Source organism: Enterococcus sp. 5B3_DIV0040 (genome assembly GCF_002140755.1).
In the GTDB taxonomy this organism is placed as follows: domain Bacteria; phylum Bacillota; class Bacilli; order Lactobacillales; family Enterococcaceae; genus Enterococcus_D; species Enterococcus_D casseliflavus.
Genome location: NZ_NGLC01000001.1, coordinates 521,646 through 541,185 on the forward strand (window position 1 = coordinate 521,646; position 19,540 = coordinate 541,185).

Sequence of the window (19,540 nt, forward strand, 5' to 3'; positions counted from 1 at the left end):
GAGGAAAAAGATGGATACTTTACACAATACGAAGGCAGGGAAAATATTTGACATTTTTAATGCGCTATTTTTGGCATTGATTGGGTTATTCATGGTGATTCCTTTTATTTATGTGATCGCAGGTTCATTTGCTACGGAGTTAGAATTGACCACACGTTCGTTTTTCTTATGGCCAAATGAGATCAGTCTCGACTCCTATCGCTTTATTTTTTCAACCAACACCTTTATCCGTAGTTTGCTTGTAACGGTCGGCGTTACCATCGTTGGCACGCTGGTGCAGCTTTTCTGTACCTTCACCTTTGCCTATCCTTTATCACGCAAGCACCTAAAAGGACGGAACACCTTGTTGAATCTCGTGATTTTTGCAATGCTCTTTTCAGGTGGGATGATCCCAACGTTTATCGTGGTGAAAAATTTAGGACTGATCAATTCTTATTGGGCATTGATTTTGCCGATCGCGATCAATCCGTTCAACTTAATGATCATCAAAAACTTTTTCCAAGAAATGCCGATCGAATTGGAAGAATCCGCCAAGATGGACGGCTGTACGGAACTAGGGATCTTATGGAAAATCATTTTGCCATTATCAAAACCAGTGATCGCGACCTTCACCCTTTTTTACGCCGTTGGTATCTGGAACGACTTCATGAGTGGGTTGCTCTATATCAACGATTCAGCAAAATGGCCGATTCAGTTATTGTTAAGACAGATCACGATGGCCTCCAGTGGTGCCAATGCGTTAGCAAGTATGGACCCCAACTATGTGCCGCCTGAACAAGGAATCAAATTTGCAGTCATCATTGTGGCGACTTTACCAATTTTGATCTTCTATCCGTTTTTGCAAAAACATTTTGCCAAAGGAATGCTGATTGGATCCGTCAAAGGATGATACACTTCAATAGTTGTGGATAGGTTGTCATGCGTTTTTTCGCATGACAATTTGTTACATAAAATCTATTACAAGGGTGTTTGGGAATGAAGTACTTTAAAACAGGCGGTTTTCATCGAAAACTGCAGCTAGCCAGTCTATGGATCGTCGTGCCGCTATTAGCCGTTACAATCTTTTTGCATGCCTATTTGATCGGACCATTACAACGATCGTATCAAGAACTAAACAATCGCCAAGTCGAAGGAATCGTTAGTAACATCAACCAACAGTTCTCGCAGCTGGAAGTGACTTTAAGCGTTTGGGGGCAATCGTTTCAAAGGCGCTACCAAGAAGATTTATTGGAAACGACGAATTATCAGACGTTGATCCAGCTGTCGGAAGAATTGTTTTACTTAACCAATAGCTCCAATTATGTCAATCGAATCGGTATTTATTCGCTCGGAGAGGCGCCCTTTGGGATTGAAAGTGGCGGCACGTATGAATTAACGCTCGAGCAAACCAAAACAGCATTTGAACGCTATCGGATCGATAATGGTAGGCAGTATCAGTGGAAGATCATTGAAGAAGAGGATGAATTGATTTTTGTACAAAACATTGATAGCCAAGGCGAAGATCAGCCTAAAATTTTTTTAGTTGCAACGATCGACGAGCAATCATTGTTAAAGTATTTTTATGATACTCAAATTGAAAATGGTCTCGCAGCGATTTCCTTTAATCATGAGAGTTTTCGTTTTATTGGCGATCAGAACTTAGCGAATGTTATCCAACCGCTGAGTGAGGAGCATCAAGGAACCTGGGTCGAATCGATCAATGGCAATGATTATAGCATGATCGCCGTAAACAGTACGCGACTCAACCAAATATGGACATTTTATACCGTCGTTCCCTTAGCATTGATTACCGAGCCAGTCACTCATTTGGCTAGAGTGCTGATCGTCGTAAGTATTCTTTTTATTGCTTGTGTGGCAGTCATGAGTCTCTTTTTGGCAAAAAAACAATACCAACCTTTTGAAAAAACGATGGATCAGCTCTTTGGTAATACCCAATGGAAAAAAGAAAACGATCTGGAGTTTTTGGTGGACCGTTGGCAACAATTAAGTCGGGAAAAAGGATTGCTACAAAATCAGGCGGAACGCTTTCAAGATTCGCTGAAGCGGCAAGTGATCCAACATTTGATGGAAGGGTATTATGGCTATTTGTCAGAGGAAGAATCGCAACAATTACTGCAGCAAAAAAACTGGCGCTTAAGTGACCAAGGGTATCGCCTGTTTTATTTCCAACTCAATGATCTATTAAGCAATCAAGCAAATTCACAAGATGAAACCCACATTTTGTTTGCACTAGAAAACATTATAACGGATGTCACAGCCATGTTTTTCCCAGAATCAACCATCGTTTCGTCAAATGAAGGGCGGATTTTGGTTTTTGTGGTCAATCAAGAGCAGCAACTGACAGATTACTTCACGATGGTCACCAAGCAAATCAATTTGATCGTCTGTCGTTATGTCACCATCGTTAGTTCGCAACAAGAAACTGAGATTCGCAAGTTGCCTGAAGTTGCCCAACGTCTCAAAAAGCAAATCCATCTGCAACGGTTGATTCCCGAAAATCAAGTGCTTCAAGGAGAGAAAATGCGCCCGCTGCCGAAGTATTCTCTTTCGCAAGAAAATTTGATTTTAACAGCGCTGAAAAGTGGCTATCATGAAGAATTGCAACGAAGTGTCCAGCGGTTTTTGGAACAGGTCGTGGCAGAAAACAATCAACAGGCTGCGGTGATCTATGTGGTCAATCGACTGTATGATCAAGTCGATTACCTTTTAAATGAAAATGGTGTCTCACGAACGGATTATCTATCGAAAACGGTTGTGTTAGAGCGAATCGAACGACTTTTGGACATCAATCAAATCCAAGCCTTTTTGTACCATCATTTCTTAAAGCCCGTTTCCATCCTCTGGCAAGAAAATGTCGCTAATTCTTATAGTGAAATGATCCAAAAAGTAGCGGAGTACATCCAATCTGATTTTCGCAATGAACAAATTTCGTTAGAATATGTTGCGGATCGTTTCGAAGTAGACCCAATCTTTTTGAGTAAGGAGTTCAAGCGTGCCAAGCAGGTCAACTTTATTGATTATTTAACCAATGTTCGCATCGTAGAAGCAAAACGGCAGTTGCTAGAAACCGATCATCAAATCAATGAAATCGCAGAAAACCTTGGGTATAATCCCAGTTACTTCAATCGTTTATTTAAAAAGTGCACGGGAATGACCCCAGGACAATATCGAAAAGGTCAGAGCTGATCACTGTTGGTTGCTGCGGAAAAGCTCGCATTTTCGCAGCTTTTGCTCTGATTTTTCCATGTTTTCGTCAGCGAATGTTTTGTATAATAGAAAAGAAAGCGATTTCTAATACAGCTTAAGTTCAGCAAGAAAACCAGCGGACTTGTCAACGCTGTTGGAAATCTGATAGTAAATAGATGGAGGAAGAAAAGAAATGAAAATCGTTCTAGGCGGAGATTCAACCGTGGCGGATTATCCCCTTGATCAACAGCCAATGATGGGCTGGGGACAAGCCTTACCAAGCTATCTACCCCCAGAAGTAAACGTACGCAATTTTGCAAAAAACGGCAGTACGACTCGTTCGTTTATCGAAGAAGGGTTGTTTGAGCAACTCCTGCAAGAAGTCGAACCGAATACAGTCGTCCTACTGCAATTTGGACATAATGACCAAAAAGAGAAAAATCATGTCACGATGGAGGCGTACATTGCTCATTTGACAGACATGATCCGTCAAATCAAAGAAAAAGCAGGAATCCCGATCCTGTGTACACCTGTTGAACGGCGGGTAGGAGAAGAGGGACGACTGGCGCATACGTTGTCAGCATTTTTACCTGTCTTAAGAGAACTTAGTCGAACGGAAGAAGTAGTTTTGTTTGATTTAAATCGCTATACCTATCATTATTATGACACATTAGGACTAGAAGCTTCCAAAGCACTCTTTGTTTGGTTAGCACCGGATGAGCACCCCAATTATCCTGCAGGTCTCGCAGATGATACCCACTTTTCAAAGCTCGGGGCGCATATGATCGCTCGCTATGTAGCGATTCGTTTACAGGCGTTTTTCCATGAGCAACCACTGTTTCCTGATATTTATTACGGCGCCTGCATGTATCCAGAAGTCTGGTCGGAAGAAATCATGCAAAGTGATAGTCACACGATGAAAACGTTGGGCATGAATTTTGCTAGAATTGGGGAATTCATGTGGCGTGACTTGGAGCCTCAACCTGGAGAATATGATTTTGCGTTGTTGGAACGTGCGCTAGAACAGTACCAAGCAAATGGCATCGATGTTTGCTTATGTATTCCAACGCCAACTCCGCCCCGCTGGTTTACAAAACAGTACCCAGAAGCATTGGTCACTAACCAAGATGGAACGAAGATGCATCACGGCTCAAGACAGCATGTCTGTACCAACAACGAGGACTTTCGCCGTTATGCCTATCGGTTAACGAGAAAAATCGCTGAGATTGCCGAAAAACATGAAAATGTCGTTATGTTGCAATTGGACAATGAGTTTAAATGTCATGTCGATCTATGTTATTGTACGACGTGCCAAACGCGTTGGCATACGTATTTAAAAGACAGCTATCAATCCGTGACTAACCTCAATGAGTGTTGGGGAACGAAGGTGTGGAGTGAGTGGTATGACGCATTTGAGGATGTCGTCTTGCCGCTAACGACCCCATTTTTGCATAATTCTTCCTTGATGAATGCCTTTCGCCGTTTTACCACCGATACGTTGAATGAGTTTGCGCATGATCTTTGTCATTTTATCCGAATGGAGACCGCGTTACCCATTACCCATAACTCCGCTTTTGGGTTTAACTTGCAAAATGATGAGCTATTTGCTGATTTAGATATTGCTGGTTTTGATACGTATGCACCGGCAGACAACTATCCAGCGTATACGATGAACTTGGATCGTTGGCGGAATGTCAAACCGCGCAACAAGGAAATGTTATTGTTAGAAACTTGTACTGCCAATGCAGGTCATATTGAAAATTATGCGGCACCTCGTCCTCATGGGTTTGTCACAAGTGAAGCGTTCATTGGCTATGCTGGTAATTTGAAGTCCTTCTGCTTTTGGCATTTTCGTGGACATCGCTATGGTGTGGAGCAACCCCATAGTGCCGTGTTAACTGCTTGGGGGGAGCCAGATCGTGGGTATGAAGAAGTAGTTCGGATTGGCGAACTAAGACAACAGATCGCACCACTTTTAGCGGAAACGAAGTATGTATCGGCAAAAATAGCCATTATCTACTCGGATTACTCGAAACGTTTTTACACGATCGATCATGGGGGTGTTTATGATTATCGCAGCCTGTTTACCGAATTTTACGGCAGTCTGATTCGCCAAGGGATTCGTGTAGAAATCATTCAAGAAAATAGTCCGTTAGAAGAGTATGATGTTGTTCTTGCCCCATTTGTTCGTTGGATCAGTCCTACCTTGTTGAAAAAATTTGCCGCCTTTACTGAAGCAGGAGGCAAGCTGATTTTAGGCCCGATGACGGGGGATCGGACAAAAGAGCTGGCGTGGCCAGCGACGAATGGCTTAGATCGTTTAGGAGAATGGCTCGGGTTTGACCAAATCCAGCAGTTTACGGTGAAAGGACTGACTTATCAGCTAACCTATGACGGCCTAAAAGAACCTTTGGATCATTTGGTCACAGTTTTTCACTGCCCAGAAGATTGGGAAACGATCGGACGAGGGAATGACCAAACGCTACTAGCTAAGAAACAACTGGCTCAAGGAGAGATCATCTATTTAGGTGCGCTACCTAGCAATTTACCAGACAGTTTGATATGGCAGTCGTTTTGTCGCAAAGAACTTTTCCCTTATGAATCAGAGCGCCAGTTGATCAAATGTTCGGAAGGTGTGATGAAGTATCGCCGAGAGTCAGCGACCCATGTCCAACTCTGGATCAGTAACTTAGGGCTGACGACAGCTGATTTTACCTTACATCTACCCGGTTTCGAACGCTTATCAGGTGAAGCGCTGGCGCGCGGTAACCATAGGCTAGAACCTTATGAAAATTTGATTATTGAATGGGAAAAAATAGTAGAAAGCGAGGAGTCAGATGATTCATTTAGCCATCCGAGGGCATGACCTTTCAGGAGAATATACACCAAAGCAGTTAGCACAAGCGGTAGGTGCAAAGAAAATAAAAAACGTTCAGTTTGCCTTGAATGCGTCTTTTCCAGATCTAAGTGCTCCTGAAAAGATGAATCCAGGTATGGGGACCTTCTTCAAGAATGAATTCCAAGAACAAGGCGTTCAAATCGCTTTGTTAAGTTGTTATAGTAACTTGATTCACCCCGAACCAGGGGAACGAGAAAAAATCTTACAGAAATTTGAGCGCTATTTATTCCATGCCCGTTATTTTGGTGCCAGCATGGTGGCTTCAGAAACAGGCTCAGTCATTGCCGCGCTGGGATATAGCGAAGAGAATTTTTCGGATGAGGTTTTTGAAGACTTGATCCATGTGATCCAGCGACTCGTTCGAGTGGGAGAAAAATATCAAATCATGGTAGGGATCGAAGCTGGACTGAATCATCCGCTGTATTCGAATCAGCGCATCGCCGAGCTGATTGAACGTGTTCCTTCTGATTATTTAGGGATCATTTACGATCCAACGAATTTGATCACCGCAAAAACGGCTGCTGATCAAGTCGCATTGGTAGAAGAAGCATTTACTCTTTTCGGAGAGAAAATCGTCTGCTTGCACCTAAAGGATTTTCAACTCTCGGGAGAAGAAGTGATCCCTGTCCCATTAGGCGAAGGACAAATACGGTATCCAGAAATTTTACAGCTTTTGATCAAACACAAGCCATACTGTTACGTGGTGCTAGAAGAAACAAAAGATGCTGGGATCGATCGTGCGGTGGCGTTGATTGAAGGCTTAGATCTAAAAAATTAGCTGGGGGTTTGTGTAGATGATTGTGTAAGAGAACACGGGAGTAGTTTTCTTGTTTTCTTAAAAAACGCTGGCATTGAATGCAAATTTTATCTAGCATAGAAAAGTTGTTTATGATGAAATTTCATCTAAACAACTTTTTTATTTTCATAAAAATAAAAAATACTAGATAAAATTTGTTATTATAGAATAAAAATAAGTGTTTTGGATTGTTGCATTCGGATAATGGATCAAATGGAAAAGGATTTAATATTTACGAGACATGTAAAAGAGAGAAAGGAGGAACCAATGGCAAACATGCAAGACGTGGTAAAACTTGCCAATGTATCTGTGACCACCGTCTCACGAGTGATCAATAACAGAAAATATGTCAATGAAGAAACAAAGCAGATTGTGCTAGAAGCAATTCAAGCACTTGATTATGTACCAAATGAATTAGCACGGTCCTTTTATTACAATTCCTCAAAGATGATAGGCTTGCTGATTTATGATTTGAAAAATGATTTTTATAATCAATTTATTACCCGAATCGAGTCGCAACTGATTGAGAAAGGCTATAGTTTGATGATCGGTACCACACAAGGGAATCCTGAAAGAGAAACCTATTTTTTGAACTTGTTTCTCGCAAATAATATTGATGGGGTAATTTTATGTACCAACCTTTGTACGCAAGGTCCGTTGTTGCAAAAGGTTCTCAAATTACCTCTAGTGAGTGTGGGTAGAGTCCTTAGCGATGAAGTATCCTCCGTTTCTGCGGATAATACCTCAGGTGGACAGTTGGCAGCACAGATCTTAATCCAAAATTGTTGTCGCGAGATCCTCTTCATTAATGGACCAAAGACATTACATTCCGTTCAAGAAAAATCAGCTGGTTTTTATCAAGTGATGGACCAATACCCAGAGATCTATGTTCACGAGGTCATACTCGATTTTGTAAATGTCACGCAAACTTCCTTTGATCAACTTTTTCGTCAATGGCCTTCTATCGATGGCATTTTTGCGGCAAGCGATTTTTTGGCAGCCTGTGCTTTACGTTCCCTTCATTCACTGGATAAAAAGGTTGGTGAAGCGATTCAAGTGATTGGTTATGAAAACACCAATGTTTGTCTTTGTACTAGCCCTTTGCTTTCGTCCATCGCACGACCATTAGAGGAGATGGTGGATTGGACGACCCAGCTACTTTTTCAAGAGGTACAAGGAGACAAAACCGCACCAAGACACGTCCTCTTGAAAAATTCATTTGTCCCAAGAGAAACGACTCAATGGAAGTGATGGGAAAAGAAGCAACCGATTGCAGCTTTCTTTTGATTGTCTTGGGATAGCCGCAATTCTATAATGAAATGGACTGGAATAAATCCAGAATGAGGAAGTTGCTAAGTGATAGGTGTTGATAGCTAGTACTATTTTTCGAAAAAATGGTTCCGCTTACAAAAGATTTTGTAAAATAACGAACGGTTTGAAGGATAACGCCTCAAGAAGAGTGTACCTAAAATGCGATCACAAAAACAAATTAACCTAAATGTAATAAGAAGGAGTGATTAACCATGTGGAAAGCAAACTATCATACCCACACAACTCGATGCAAACATGCACGGGATTCTGATGAAGACTATGTGATCAAAGCCATCCAAGCTGGCTTTAAGGAAATTGGCTTCGCTGATCATTGCCCTTGGCCCTTTGAGGATGGGTATGTCTCGCCCATGCGGATGGATGTTGTGCAATTGGAAGATTACGTTTCATCGGTGAAAAGCTTACAGGAAAAATACCAAGGACAAATCGATGTGAAATTAGGTTTAGAGTGTGAATATTTTGAAACAATGATCCCTTGGCTAGTTGCAGAGAAAGAAAGGCTGTCGATCGACTATTTGATTTTTGGCAATCACTTTCCTGAAATCGAAAGCAATCACTATTACGACCATACACCCGGGGATTCGGTAAAAGCGATCAAAGATTATCTCCGTGTTTCTTTACAGGGAATTGAATCAGAAATTTTTGCTTATATGGCACACCCAGATGTGTTCATGCGGGGCTATAAAACCTTCGATTCTCATTGTGAAGAAGTTGCCTACCGCCTATGTGAAAAAGCCAAAGAGTATCAACTGCCGTTGGAGTATAATTTGGCAGGCTATACGAACGGTGGCTATCCGCATCCTGAATTTTGGAAGATCGCCAAGGAAGTCGGCTGCTCTTGTATTATTGGGATCGATGCCCACGAGAGTGCGGCTTTAACGAATACAGAAATTTACGAAAGAGCTCTTTTAGAAATCGATGCATTGGGGTTAACACGGATCGATCGGCTCTTCTTTGCGTGAAGGAAAGAAAGTTGAACGTTTTGGAAATAAAACATGGACGCCAGTGGGGATCACTAGCGTCCATGTTTATTAGAATTGCCATTCTTGAATTTTTTTCAAGAGTACCGCTTTGTCGGCAGCTTCCGCAAAGGAATGCTGAGCGGCGGTTTCGTTTAAGAAGCGCATCTCTGATTCGGTCATGTCGCAATGATGAGCCATTTGCAGGTATTCATTGGTCAATGTCGTGTTTGAGACCGTTCGGTTATCGGTGTTCAAACAAAAAGGGACCTTGGCTTTTAGCCATTCTCTTAATGGGTATACCGAGTATGTGGGAATCGCACGCGTATGAACATTGCTGGTAGGACAGCCTTCGATACAGCGATTTTGTTCTCGAACAAACGCTTGAGCAGTAGGATCTCCTTTTAAGGCGATGCCGTGGCCAATCCGCTGCGCACCGCTTTCGATGGCTTGATAAATGTTTTGCACACAGCCGCATTCGCCTGCATGTAAGGTCAGTTGGACACTTTGGTTCTTGAGGAACACTTGATAGCTGGCAGCTAAATCAGGGACGTACCCGTCTTCTTCTGGACCTGCCAGATCAATGCCGACGACTTTTTCATCGGTAAGAGCGATCGCTTCATCAAAAATCGCCGTAATAGCTGGTAGGTCTTCTTGACGCATCCCAATGATCAAAACATTGCCTTTGATTGGGTAGCGTTCTTCTGCTCGTGCGATGCCTTCGATCACGGCTTGGATGGTCTGGCTGCAAGTGAGTCCTTTGTCCATCGATAAGCTGGGAGCAAAGCGGATCTCAATATAAGCGACCCCATCTTGAGCGGCTTGTTCCATCACATCATAGGCGGCAGCTGCTAACGCTTCTTGTGTTTGCAAATACGGCCGAACGAAATCAAAGCAGCGAAGATAATCCCTCAGGTCATGACAATCTTTGGGGGCTTGCATCTGTGCTTTCACAGCTTCTATGTCTTGCTCGATCGGTAGTTCTTGCTGATTGGCGATGGCGATCAATGTTTCTGGACGAATGGAACCGTCGAGGTGGCAGTGAAGTTCTACTTTGGGAAATGCTTGGATTTGTTGTTGAGTAAGCACAGTGTTCCTCCTGTCTAGGTCGAATTTTTTTAAGTATGAATATAGCATACTTCCAAAGCCCATGCTACCCAAAAAAGGAAATTCTCATAGAAAGCAAAACAGCAGCCGCGAATTACTTGTGCGGCTGCTGGTTTTATTGTGGGAGAGTGACTCAAATCAATTCCGATAGATCGGTAAAAGGCAATGACAGATCGTGAGCGGCTTCTTTTGAAGTAAATGCGCCCTCATAGGCGATGACCCCTTTGGCAAGTGCCTGATTTTCTCGCAACGCTGCTAAAGGATCGTTCGCTAGCTGCTGGGCATACGGTAAGGTGGCAATGCTCAAAGCGATGGTTGCCGTTTGCGGCACAGCACCTGGCATATTCGCGACTGCATAGTGAATAACTTCTTCCCGGATATAGGTTGGCTCGTCGTGGGTAGTGACTTTGTCTTCGGTCTCAAAAATTCCGCCTTGGTCAATGGCAATATCGACGATCACGGATTTTTCAGGCATCTGTTTCACCATGTCGCGGGTCACTAAGCACGGGGCTTTTTGTCCTGGCAATAAGACGGCTCCTACCACCAAGTCTGCGGATTGGATCGTTCGTTCGATATTCAAGCGATTGGAATACAAGGTTTGAACTTGACCAGAAAACTGTCGATCCAGCTCTTGTAAGCGTGGGATCGAAACGTCTAAAATCGTCACTTGTGCGCCTAAACCTACAGCGACTCTCGCGGCATTCTCACCGGCAACGCCACCACCAATGATCGTTACCCGACCTTGACGGACACCGGGAACACCTGAAAGCAGGATCCCTTTTCCGCCATATATTTTTTCGAGAAATTGTGCGCCGATTTGAACAGACATTCTTCCAGCGATCTCACTCATAGGCGATAGCAGAGGCAGGGTGCCGTTCGCCAGCTGGACGTTTTCATAAGCAACAGCGATCACTTTGCTGTCGATCAATGCTTGAGCAAGCTGTTGATTGGCGGCTACGTGGAAATAGGTGAATAAAACCAGTCCCTCATGCAAAAAGGGGTATTCTTCTGGTAAAGGTTCTTTGACTTTCATAACCAATTCAGAGGCCCAAACCTCTTCAACGGTAGTAATCGTAGCGCCGACTTCCTGATACGCTTGATCAGAAAAGGTTGATCCTGCACCAGCGCCTTGTTCAACGAAGACTTCGTGTCCGTCTTGGACTAACTCATAGACTCCCGAGGGCGGCAATGCCACACGATTTTCATTGTTCTTGATTTCTTTTGGGATACCGATTTTCATAGACTTCACACCTTTCTTTCTTCCATTATAATAGAAAGCGGATTCCTAAGGGGAGAAAGAATGGTTTTTTTATTAAAAAAGTAAGATCCAGTTGCTGCCTACGCCACGACAAAGAAAAAAGCCCCGAAAGGGGACTTTTTTTGATCAATCAGCTGAAGGTCCAAAAACGCAAGCTTTGATTAGCGATTTCATCTAGTGTGTAATAGATAGCGTAATGGGATTTTTCTGGATCATCATTGGGATCTAAGACAAACACTTGATCGTCCATCATTCCACCTAAGACCATAATATGGCCGCCATCTGTAAATTCCCCTGGAGTCACAGAAACGATGACGGGATGATTTTGTTGCAAGTAAGCTTCAACGCTGGCTAGATCTGTGCCAAGATCATAATAGTTGTAGCCGTTTGCATCGGCAAAGTCAGAAAAAATCCGCCAGTCCGTTCCTTGGCCGTCAACGTAATAATGATCTCCTGCCCAGTCGAGGACTTCTAGTGGCGAAATGGGATAGCCTTCAAGATAGGATTGAACCATCGCAAGAGAAGCAATCGCACAGCCATTTTCTGCTAAGCTTTGGCTGCCATCATTGCCATAGGATCTATCAGCCCATTCTTCGTTCGTCTGCAAGAAAATCGGTGTCGTGATGTCCATTTCCCATAAGTAAGCATTGATATCTTCACTAAAAATAGCCTGAGAATAAACATATTCGTCGTCATAACTCTCATCATAGGCAACGACGGTCTGCACGTGTTCGGACAACTCTCCGTACAACACGTGATGAGAGATTCGATTGAACCCTATCCAAATCAACGCCAATCCTGCCAAAACAACCATTGGCCGACGCTTTCGATAAACATCTGTCTGTTTTTGCATTTTTCCCTCCTTGTTTTACGAATCGTACGTATTCATCCTGTTCTTTTAAGTAAAACAAAGGAGGGGGCGCTTGTCATCGGCCTACAGACCGATTCCACGATCAACTTTCAAATGCCTCTAGTTCTAAGCTAGTGCTTTCCCATGCTTCTAATAGGGCTTCTTGTTCAGTGCGGGCTTGTTCTAATGCTTGATTCAACGAGGTCAATTTGACATGATCATTCAACGCATCTGGTGCGGTCATGTCTTGTTCCAGTTGTTGGATCGTTTCTTCTATTGCGGCAAGTTCTTCTTCGATTTGGGCGACTTTTCGCTGTAAGGTTCTAACGGCTTTTTGCTGTTCTTTGCTTTGGACAAAGTTTTGCTTGCCCGCTGAGAGAGTGGTTTCGGTTGTTTTTGCTTCCAACATTGCTGCGATCTCAGCTTCTTCTTGTTTCTTTTCTAAATAATAATCGTAATCGCCGAGATAGAGCTTGCTGCCGTTTTCAGACAGTTCCACGACCTTGGTGGCGATTCGATTGATAAAGTAGCGGTCATGAGATACGAAGAACAAAGTGCCTTCATAATCGATCAGCGCATTTTCTAAGACTTCTTTGCTGTCGATGTCTAAATGGTTGGTTGGCTCATCCAAAATCAAGAAATTGTCATGGTCCATGGCTAATTTTGCCAAAGCGACACGGGCTTTTTCGCCACCGCTTAATAGCGTGATCGGCTTTTCAACATCTTCTCCAGAAAATAAGAAGCTGCCTAATATATTGCGAATCTCGACTTCAGGTGTGGTACTGTGGTCATCCCAAAGCTCATGGAGGATCGTTTTGGTTGAGTGCAGATCGGATTGGGTTTGGTCATAGTACCCGATTGAGACATTGGCGCCAAAATGGACCTTTCCTTGAATAAAGGGGATTTTATGAATCAGCGATTTCAGTAAGGTTGATTTGCCGATCCCATTCGGTCCTACTAAAGCGATCGCATCTTTGCGCCGAACATCTAAGTCGATGGGCGCCGATAAGACTTCTTCTTCAGAATAACCGATAGCGGCATTTTCTACTTGCATCACAACATTTCCTGAAGGCTTTTCAATAGAAAAAAGGAAGTGGGCGGATTTTTCATCTCCTTGCGGGCGATCCAGCCGGTCCATTTTCTCTAATTGCTTACGGCGGCTTTGCGCGCGTTTGGTGGTAGACGCACGGACAAGGTTGCGGGCAACAAAGTCTTCCAGTTTATTGATTTCTTCTTGCTGCTTTTCAAAGGCTTTCCATTCACTTTGCAACTGCTCCGCTTTCAGGGTCAAATAGCGGCTGTAATTGCCTTTGTAGTGGCGCATTTTTTGACGACTCAGTTCGTAGACTTCGTTGACGACTTTGTCTAGGAAGTAACGGTCATGGGAAACGATCAGCAACGCACCGGCATATCCTTGCAGATAGTTTTCCAACCAAGATAACGTTTCGATGTCTAAATGGTTGGTCGGTTCATCGAGGATCAAGATATCAGGTTTTTGCAGCAGCATTTTTGCTAGTGCCAAGCGGGTTTTTTGACCACCAGAAAGGGTATTGATGGCTTGCGTGTAAAAAGAAGGATCAAACTGAAAACCGTGCAAGACGGAGCGAATCTCATTTTCATAGCCATAGCCGTTTTTTTCTGCAAATTCATGCTGCAATTGGTCGTATTCTTTCAGGAGATTGCCAGAGTCAGCAGCAGGATCTGCTTCGGAGATGGCGATCTCTAAGGTACGCATGCGCTGCTCCATCTGCCGAACCGTTGCAAAAGCTCCTAGCATTTCTTCCCAAACGGTGGCTTGACTATCAAGTCCGGTATCTTGAGCTAAGTAGCCCATCGTAGCGGTCTTGTTTTTAGCGATCGTTCCTTTATCAGGACTTTCGAGTCCAGCAATAATTTTCAGTAGCGTTGATTTACCAGCACCGTTGCGCCCAACAAGCGCGATTCGGGAATTGCTGGCAATTTCTAATTGGATATTTTCAAATAAAACCTCGGCTCCGAAAAGACGGGCGATTTGGTTGGCTTGTAATAAAATCATGTGTATGTCATTCCTATCTTTAAGAAACTTGTCTGTATCAAGGTTGCAATACTACAAGTCTATCATATTTTAAGGGAAACGGCGATTGGGAAAAAGTTTGATTTTACCATTATAAAATTTATATTTCAAATTATGAGCATTCAAATTGATTTTTGAACAATGTATTTGTTATGATAGCTTCATCACAAGTGAATTTTTCACAATGGGGGAGTATTCTTTGAAAGATCATCAAATTCCAAAGGCAACAGCGAAGCGATTGCCTTTATATTATCGTTACTTGCGTATTTTGCACCAAGCTGGCAAATTAAAAGTTTCTTCGACCGAACTAAGTGAAGCTGTTCAAGTTGATAGTGCGACGATTCGCCGCGACTTTTCCTACTTTGGTGAATTAGGCAAACGCGGCTATGGCTATGACGTTGAAAGCTTGATGCAGTTCTTTGCGAAGACATTGAACGAAGACCACATGACGAATGTAGCTTTAGTCGGTGTCGGAAACTTGGGGAGCGCCTTGTTGAAATACAAATTTCACCAAAGCAACAGCATTCGGATCAGTGCTGCATTTGATGTCAATGAAGATCTAGTTGGTCGAATCGTAGATGGTGTGCCGGTCTATCCAATGGATGACATGAAGGAACAAGTGAAGATCCAGCAGATCGATGTGGCTATTTTGACGGTTCCCGCACAACATTCACAAGATTTAGTGAACGAGCTTGTGAAAGCTGGCATTAAAGGAATCTTGAACTTTACACCTGCACGGATCACTGCACCAAAAGGCGTGCTGATTCAAAACGTTGACTTAACCAATGAATTGCAAACATTGATTTATTTCTTGCATTCAGGCAACGTCTTGTCCCATGAAGAACCAGTAGAAGAACCATCACTAAGCGAATAATCGCATCACATAAATAGGAACCAACAAAACAGCTGCCAGATCGTAGTATATACAACGATCTGACAGCTGTTTTTTGCTTTTTCGCCACTGAACTTACTCGTCTAACTGGTCAAAAAGTGATTCGTAGGAATCTTGCTCTTCAACGCTTGTGAGCGCTTCTTGATACCGCAAGATTTGTTGAGTCAAACGTGTGAAATCGATGATGCGGGCTTCACGATGCACTTCTTTCCCATTCGCGAACAAGAGGACGACGGGAACCGTCAAGACCGAAAATAAACTGGCTGCTTCTGGCTCTGCCAGCGTGTTGATGGTTAATAGGGGGAGTTGCTGGGTTTGTGCCAGTTTTTGGATGCGTGGTTTGTCTGCAACACAAATACTGCAATTCGGTTGAGAGAGATAGAGTAGTGCCAACGGTTGTTGGGCGAGCTGCTCTTGGATCGGTTGATTTTTTTGCATAAGTCATTCCTCCATGGAAAATGTACGCTGTTCTTGAGGAAAAGTCAAAATATCTGCTAGCAGCTGATCGCTTAGGTGAGTAAGAAGGATTCAAAGATAAGGGAAATCTAAAGCAACGATTAAAAAAATAGGCTGCTTTAAAAAAAACGTTGTATAAAAAAAGGAAAAAACGTATAGTAATTCCAGCGTTTCGAATTTATTGATAAAGAAGGTTAAAGTTATGTTTCAGGCATTACCGAATTCTGTCCTGCAAATGAGTGTTATTTTTTTATCTATCGTCATTGAAGCCTTGCCGTTTGTCCTATTGGGCTGCTTGATCTCAGGTGCCTTACAAGTCTTCTTGACGCCAGAAAGAGTCACGAGACTCTTACCAAAAAACAAATTGGCATCGATCACAGTTGGTTGTGGTCTGGGGGTCTTTTTTCCTTCCTGCGAATGTGGGATCGTACCGATCGTTAATCAGTTCGTAAAAAAAGAGGTGCCAGTGTATACGGCGTTTGCCTTTATGCTGACTGCACCGATCATCAATCCTATCGTGATTTTTTCTACATTCATTGCCTTTGGAAATTCCGCGAAGTTCGCCTTTTTGCGTGTACTGGGCAGCTTATTGGTCGCAATGGTCGTGGGGATCTGGCTGGCGTATTTTAACAAACAAGAGATCTTAAAAACACGGCTTGCCAATCAATTAAGTGGCGGGAATGAGCAGGCAGCTCACCCACACCATCATGGGCATGCTCACGCCCACCATCAAACGGAAAAGACCAGCCATCCACTTCTTCGGCAGATTCGTCATTTGTTGCAGCATAGTTTGGATGAGTTTTTCGATACTGGGCGTTATTTAATCATTGGTGCGTTGATCGCCTCAGCGATGCAGACCTATCTGCCAACTGGCTTGATGCTGACATTAGGCTCCACGAAGCTGTTAGCGGTCTTTGTCATGCTGCTGTTGGCATTAACGTTATCCTTATGTTCCGAAGCAGATGCCTTTATCGGCTCTTCGTTGTTGAGTTTATTCGGCACGGGACCAGTCGTCGGTTTCCTGGTTTTTGGTCCAATGGTAGATATTAAAAACCTGTTGATGATGAAGCGGTACTTTTCGGGGCGTTTTATCGCTTCTTTAGTTGGTTTAGTCGCAATCGTCGTTTCAATTTATGCATGGGTGGTGTAAAGAATGATTCGTTTTTTGATCTTATCAGGCTATTTTGAATTGATGATGTATTTGCAAGTGACGGGCAAACTTAATCAGTTTATCAACATTCATTATCGCTATCTCGCTATTTTATCCATGATCATTTCTTTATTAATGGCTTTGGTCCAGCTGTATTTTTGGGTCAAACAAGAGCCCGAGCATCATCATGACGATGAGCACCAGCATGGATTGGAGAAAAAACACCAACGAGTGATTGCGTATTTTCTATTAGCCTTACCGATCATCGTGGGTCTCTTTTTCCCCACCGTTAGCTTGGATACGACGATCGTTGAAGCAAAAGGGTTTAATTTCCCCCTAAGTGAAGAATCTGTGGGGGATCCAGAAATGACGACCCAATATCTGAAACCCGATACAAGTCTTTATTTTAACAAAGAAGATTATGACACTCAGATGGATGCAGCATTGGCACGTTACGCCAAAGATGAGACGATTGCGGTAACGGAAGAAAATTACTTGGAAGTCATGGAGTTGATCTATACGTACCCGAGCGAATTTATTGGCAAGAAAATCACCTATGATGGATTTGTGTACCATGCAGATCAAGATGATGCCAATGAAATCTTTTTGTTTCGTTTTGGCATTATCCATTGTGTGGCTGATTCAGGCGTTTTTGGTTTGCGAGTGGAATTACCGCAACAAACAACGGCAGAAAATAACCAGTGGCTCCACGTGGAAGGGACGATCCAATCGAAGTACTATCAACCCTTCAAACGGGACTTGCCGATGGTGGTAGCAGACCAAGAGAAGACGATTGAAGCACCAGAAAACCAGTATGTCTATCGCGCTTTCTAGCTTTTTTTAAGAAAGTTCATAAAAACATCATAAACCTTTGTTATAATGGAGAAAATCTAAGCATATGTTTGTAGTTTTATCAAACGTTTAGTACAATATAGTAGGAACATATGCTAAAATCTATACAAAAGAGAGGTGTCGTGAAATGGGTTTTACAGATGAAACAGTTCGCTTTGATTTTGATGATAGCCGTAAAAAAGAAGTCAGCGAAACATTAGCTATCGTCTACCGAGCATTAGAGGAAAAAGGATACAATCCGATCAATCAAATCGTCGGTTATCTCCTTTCTGGCGACCCGGCTTACATTCCTCGTTATCGGGATGCCCGGAATTTGATTCGTCGTCACGAACGGGATGAGATCATGGAAGTTCTGATCCGTTATTATTTAGGCAATCACGGGATCAACCTATAATGAGAATCATGGGATTGGATGTTGGTTCGCGGACAGTCGGCGTGGCGGTCAGTGACCCAATGGGCTGGACAGCACAAGGGATCGAGATCATTCGCATCAATGAAGATGAAGGCAATTTCGGTTATGATCGACTTGCTGAATTGGTGAAAGAATATGAAGTCTCACGTTTTGTGGTAGGACTACCTAAAAATATGAATAATACGATCGGACCTAGAGCGGAAGCTTCTATGGCTTACGGCGCAGCGATCGAACAGCAATTCGGTTTGCCGGTCGTTTACCAAGACGAACGTCTGACGACCGTTCAAGCAGAACGAATGCTGGTAGAACAGGCGAATACATCGCGTGCCAAACGAAAAAAAGTGATTGATAAATTAGCAGCAGTCATGATTTTGCAGAATTATTTAGATGGTGCTGGGAAACAGCTGTTTTAATTTACAGAAAAGAGGAAAATAAATGTCAGAACATACACACGATCATAACCACGATCACGATCACGATCATGAAGGACATGAACACATTACTTTAATCGATGATCAAGGAAATGAAACCTTATACGAAATTCTATTAACGGTTGACGGTACGGAAGAATTCGGCCGCAACTACGTCTTGCTTTATCCAGCAGGCGTACCAGAAGAAGAAGACGTTGAATTACAAGCGTACGCTTATATTGAAAACGAAGACGGTTCTGAAGGTGAATTAGAACAGATCGAAACAGAAGCAGAATGGGATATGATTGAAGAAGTCTTCAACACATTCATGGCGGAAGAAGAAGAGTAATAAGTTGCAAGTGCTGACCCTTTCCATAAGGGATCAGCACTTTTTTTGATTTAACGACTGTTTATTTTAGAAGCATGTCTGCTTTTTGAAAGGAATGAGAAAAATGAGTAACGTAACGATATTCGAGCTTGAAAAGATCGCAGAAGAGCAGCTAGTTTTTGCCGTGATCATCAGCAAGTACCAAGAAAAGTTCGTCTATGTCAAACACAAAGAACGAGACACATTGGAGATCCCTGGAGGCAAGCGAGAACTAGGAGAAAGCATCACAGAGTGTGCTGCCCGTGAATTAAAAGAAGAAACAGGCGCCAAGCACTTTACCCTAGAACCGTTATTTATCTATGGTGTAGAAAAAAACGGGGAGACCGATTATGGCTTGGTGTTTGAAGCCCAGATCACGGACTTGCAGGATGAATTGACCTCAGAGATCGAAGCAATCTATGTAATGGCAGAGCCGCCTGCCAACTGGACATATCCAACGATTCAGCCGTTGTTATTGGCAGAATATTTCTCACGAACATAAAAATAATTCAGCCCACTCAAATGGAGGGCTGTCTTGAGTGGAAAAGTAAAAGCAGCGTGTTG

18 protein-coding genes are annotated in these 19,540 nt (G+C 43.0%); 13 read left to right on the forward strand and 5 right to left on the reverse strand.

The annotated features are described in order from the left end of the window. The first annotated feature begins 10 nt into the window (after positions 1-10). The 6 genes from A5883_RS02550 to A5883_RS02575 all read left to right on the forward strand — a co-directional run bounded on the left by A5883_RS02550 (position 11) and on the right by A5883_RS02575 (position 9,172). Positions 11-889 (forward strand): carbohydrate ABC transporter permease, encoded by an 879-nt coding sequence (locus tag A5883_RS02550; protein ID WP_005234200.1) that lies wholly within the window; start codon positions 11-13, stop codon positions 887-889. A gap of 86 nt (positions 890-975) precedes the next feature. Then, positions 976-3,186: a helix-turn-helix transcriptional regulator gene (locus tag A5883_RS02555; protein ID WP_086337958.1), complete on the forward strand. Its 2,211-nt coding sequence runs from the start codon at positions 976-978 to the stop codon at positions 3,184-3,186. 193 nt (positions 3,187-3,379) lie between these two features. Then, the gene (locus tag A5883_RS02560) at positions 3,380-6,052 is read left to right on the forward strand and encodes a beta-galactosidase (RefSeq protein WP_086337959.1); all 2,673 of its coding nucleotides are present in this window, start codon (positions 3,380-3,382) and stop codon (positions 6,050-6,052) included. Continuing rightward, a complete protein-coding gene (locus A5883_RS02565) occupies positions 6,024-6,863 on the forward strand; it encodes a sugar phosphate isomerase/epimerase family protein (protein WP_086337960.1) in 840 nt (279 codons plus the stop codon). The genes A5883_RS02560 and A5883_RS02565 overlap by 29 nt, the downstream gene beginning before the upstream one ends. 285 nt (positions 6,864-7,148) lie before the next feature. Continuing rightward, positions 7,149-8,132 carry a LacI family DNA-binding transcriptional regulator gene (locus A5883_RS02570; protein ID WP_254907811.1) on the forward strand — a complete coding sequence of 328 codons (984 nt, stop codon included), beginning with the start codon at positions 7,149-7,151 and terminating at the stop codon, positions 8,130-8,132. A gap of 272 nt (positions 8,133-8,404) precedes the next feature. Then, entirely contained in the window at positions 8,405-9,172 is a 768-nt protein-coding gene (locus A5883_RS02575; RefSeq protein ID WP_086337961.1) for a histidinol-phosphatase, read from the forward strand. A gap of 69 nt (positions 9,173-9,241) precedes the next feature. Here A5883_RS02575 and add read toward each other — a convergent pair whose 3' ends face one another. From add to A5883_RS02595, 4 genes are all read right to left on the reverse strand, one after another. Beyond that, positions 9,242-10,258, reverse strand: coding sequence for an adenosine deaminase (gene add, locus A5883_RS02580; RefSeq protein WP_086337962.1), 1,017 nt, complete (start codon positions 10,256-10,258; stop codon positions 9,242-9,244). Between the two features lie 151 nt (positions 10,259-10,409). Continuing rightward, a complete protein-coding gene (gene ald, locus A5883_RS02585; RefSeq protein ID WP_081116086.1) occupies positions 10,410-11,516 on the reverse strand; it encodes an alanine dehydrogenase in 1,107 nt (368 codons plus the stop codon). A 148-nt stretch (positions 11,517-11,664) separates the two neighbouring features. Further along, positions 11,665-12,387 (reverse strand): C39 family peptidase, encoded by a 723-nt coding sequence (locus A5883_RS02590; RefSeq protein ID WP_086337963.1) that lies wholly within the window; start codon positions 12,385-12,387, stop codon positions 11,665-11,667. Positions 12,388-12,487: 100 nt separating this feature from the next. Next, on the reverse strand, positions 12,488-14,419 hold the full coding sequence (locus A5883_RS02595; RefSeq protein WP_086337964.1) for an ABC-F family ATP-binding cassette domain-containing protein: 1,932 nt from the start codon (positions 14,417-14,419) through the stop codon (positions 12,488-12,490). Between the two features lie 217 nt (positions 14,420-14,636). On the opposite strand from A5883_RS02595, the gene A5883_RS02600 reads away from it, so the two are divergent. Next, positions 14,637-15,311: a redox-sensing transcriptional repressor Rex gene (locus A5883_RS02600; protein ID WP_005228549.1), complete on the forward strand. Its 675-nt coding sequence runs from the start codon at positions 14,637-14,639 to the stop codon at positions 15,309-15,311. A gap of 93 nt (positions 15,312-15,404) precedes the next feature. On the opposite strand, the gene A5883_RS02605 is transcribed toward A5883_RS02600, so the two are convergent. Continuing rightward, positions 15,405-15,767: a thioredoxin family protein gene (locus A5883_RS02605; RefSeq protein WP_086337965.1), complete on the reverse strand. Its 363-nt coding sequence runs from the start codon at positions 15,765-15,767 to the stop codon at positions 15,405-15,407. A gap of 220 nt (positions 15,768-15,987) precedes the next feature. Between A5883_RS02605 and A5883_RS02615 the strand changes: the two genes are divergently transcribed. The 6 genes from A5883_RS02615 to A5883_RS02640 all read left to right on the forward strand — a co-directional run bounded on the left by A5883_RS02615 (position 15,988) and on the right by A5883_RS02640 (position 19,478). Beyond that, positions 15,988-16,935: a permease gene (locus tag A5883_RS02615; protein WP_086337966.1), complete on the forward strand. Its 948-nt coding sequence runs from the start codon at positions 15,988-15,990 to the stop codon at positions 16,933-16,935. Between the two features lie 3 nt (positions 16,936-16,938). After that, a complete protein-coding gene (locus tag A5883_RS02620; RefSeq protein WP_086337967.1) occupies positions 16,939-17,769 on the forward strand; it encodes a TIGR03943 family putative permease subunit in 831 nt (276 codons plus the stop codon). A 145-nt stretch (positions 17,770-17,914) separates the two neighbouring features. Then, on the forward strand, positions 17,915-18,181 hold the full coding sequence (locus A5883_RS02625; RefSeq protein WP_005228556.1) for an IreB family regulatory phosphoprotein: 267 nt from the start codon (positions 17,915-17,917) through the stop codon (positions 18,179-18,181). Continuing rightward, on the forward strand, positions 18,181-18,612 hold the full coding sequence (gene ruvX / locus A5883_RS02630) for a Holliday junction resolvase RuvX (protein ID WP_005234242.1): 432 nt from the start codon (positions 18,181-18,183) through the stop codon (positions 18,610-18,612). The genes A5883_RS02625 and ruvX overlap by 1 nt, the downstream gene beginning before the upstream one ends. A 22-nt stretch (positions 18,613-18,634) precedes the next feature. Continuing rightward, complete coding sequence (locus A5883_RS02635) at positions 18,635-18,958, forward strand: DUF1292 domain-containing protein (protein WP_086337968.1); 324 nt, start codon at positions 18,635-18,637, stop codon at positions 18,956-18,958. A gap of 103 nt (positions 18,959-19,061) precedes the next feature. Then, positions 19,062-19,478 carry an NUDIX hydrolase gene (locus A5883_RS02640; RefSeq protein ID WP_086337969.1) on the forward strand — a complete coding sequence of 139 codons (417 nt, stop codon included), beginning with the start codon at positions 19,062-19,064 and terminating at the stop codon, positions 19,476-19,478. Positions 19,479-19,540 lie beyond the last annotated feature (62 nt).

Bases quoted from the DNA above. Each gene is read 5' to 3' on its own strand.
- A5883_RS02570 (WP_254907811.1), top strand. From the start codon at position 7,149: ATGGCAAACATGCAAGACGTGGTAAAACTTGCCAATGTATCTGTGACC.
- A5883_RS02605 (WP_086337965.1), bottom strand. From the start codon at position 15,767: ATGCAAAAAAATCAACCGATCCAAGAGCAGCTCGCCCAACAACCGTTG.
- A5883_RS02550 (WP_005234200.1), top strand. From the start codon at position 11: ATGGATACTTTACACAATACGAAGGCAGGGAAAATATTTGACATTTTT.
- A5883_RS02555 (WP_086337958.1), top strand. From the start codon at position 976: ATGAAGTACTTTAAAACAGGCGGTTTTCATCGAAAACTGCAGCTAGCC.
- A5883_RS02575 (WP_086337961.1), top strand. From the start codon at position 8,405: ATGTGGAAAGCAAACTATCATACCCACACAACTCGATGCAAACATGCA.
- A5883_RS02595 (WP_086337964.1), bottom strand. From the start codon at position 14,419: ATGATTTTATTACAAGCCAACCAAATCGCCCGTCTTTTCGGAGCCGAG.
- A5883_RS02560 (WP_086337959.1), top strand. From the start codon at position 3,380: ATGAAAATCGTTCTAGGCGGAGATTCAACCGTGGCGGATTATCCCCTT.
- A5883_RS02625 (WP_005228556.1), top strand. From the start codon at position 17,915: ATGGGTTTTACAGATGAAACAGTTCGCTTTGATTTTGATGATAGCCGT.
- A5883_RS02615 (WP_086337966.1), top strand. From the start codon at position 15,988: ATGTTTCAGGCATTACCGAATTCTGTCCTGCAAATGAGTGTTATTTTT.
- ald (WP_081116086.1), bottom strand. From the start codon at position 11,516: ATGAAAATCGGTATCCCAAAAGAAATCAAGAACAATGAAAATCGTGTG.
- A5883_RS02635 (WP_086337968.1), top strand. From the start codon at position 18,635: ATGTCAGAACATACACACGATCATAACCACGATCACGATCACGATCAT.
- A5883_RS02565 (WP_086337960.1), top strand. From the start codon at position 6,024: ATGATTCATTTAGCCATCCGAGGGCATGACCTTTCAGGAGAATATACA.
- A5883_RS02640 (WP_086337969.1), top strand. From the start codon at position 19,062: ATGAGTAACGTAACGATATTCGAGCTTGAAAAGATCGCAGAAGAGCAG.
- A5883_RS02590 (WP_086337963.1), bottom strand. From the start codon at position 12,387: ATGCAAAAACAGACAGATGTTTATCGAAAGCGTCGGCCAATGGTTGTT.
- ruvX (WP_005234242.1), top strand. From the start codon at position 18,181: ATGAGAATCATGGGATTGGATGTTGGTTCGCGGACAGTCGGCGTGGCG.
- A5883_RS02620 (WP_086337967.1), top strand. From the start codon at position 16,939: ATGATTCGTTTTTTGATCTTATCAGGCTATTTTGAATTGATGATGTAT.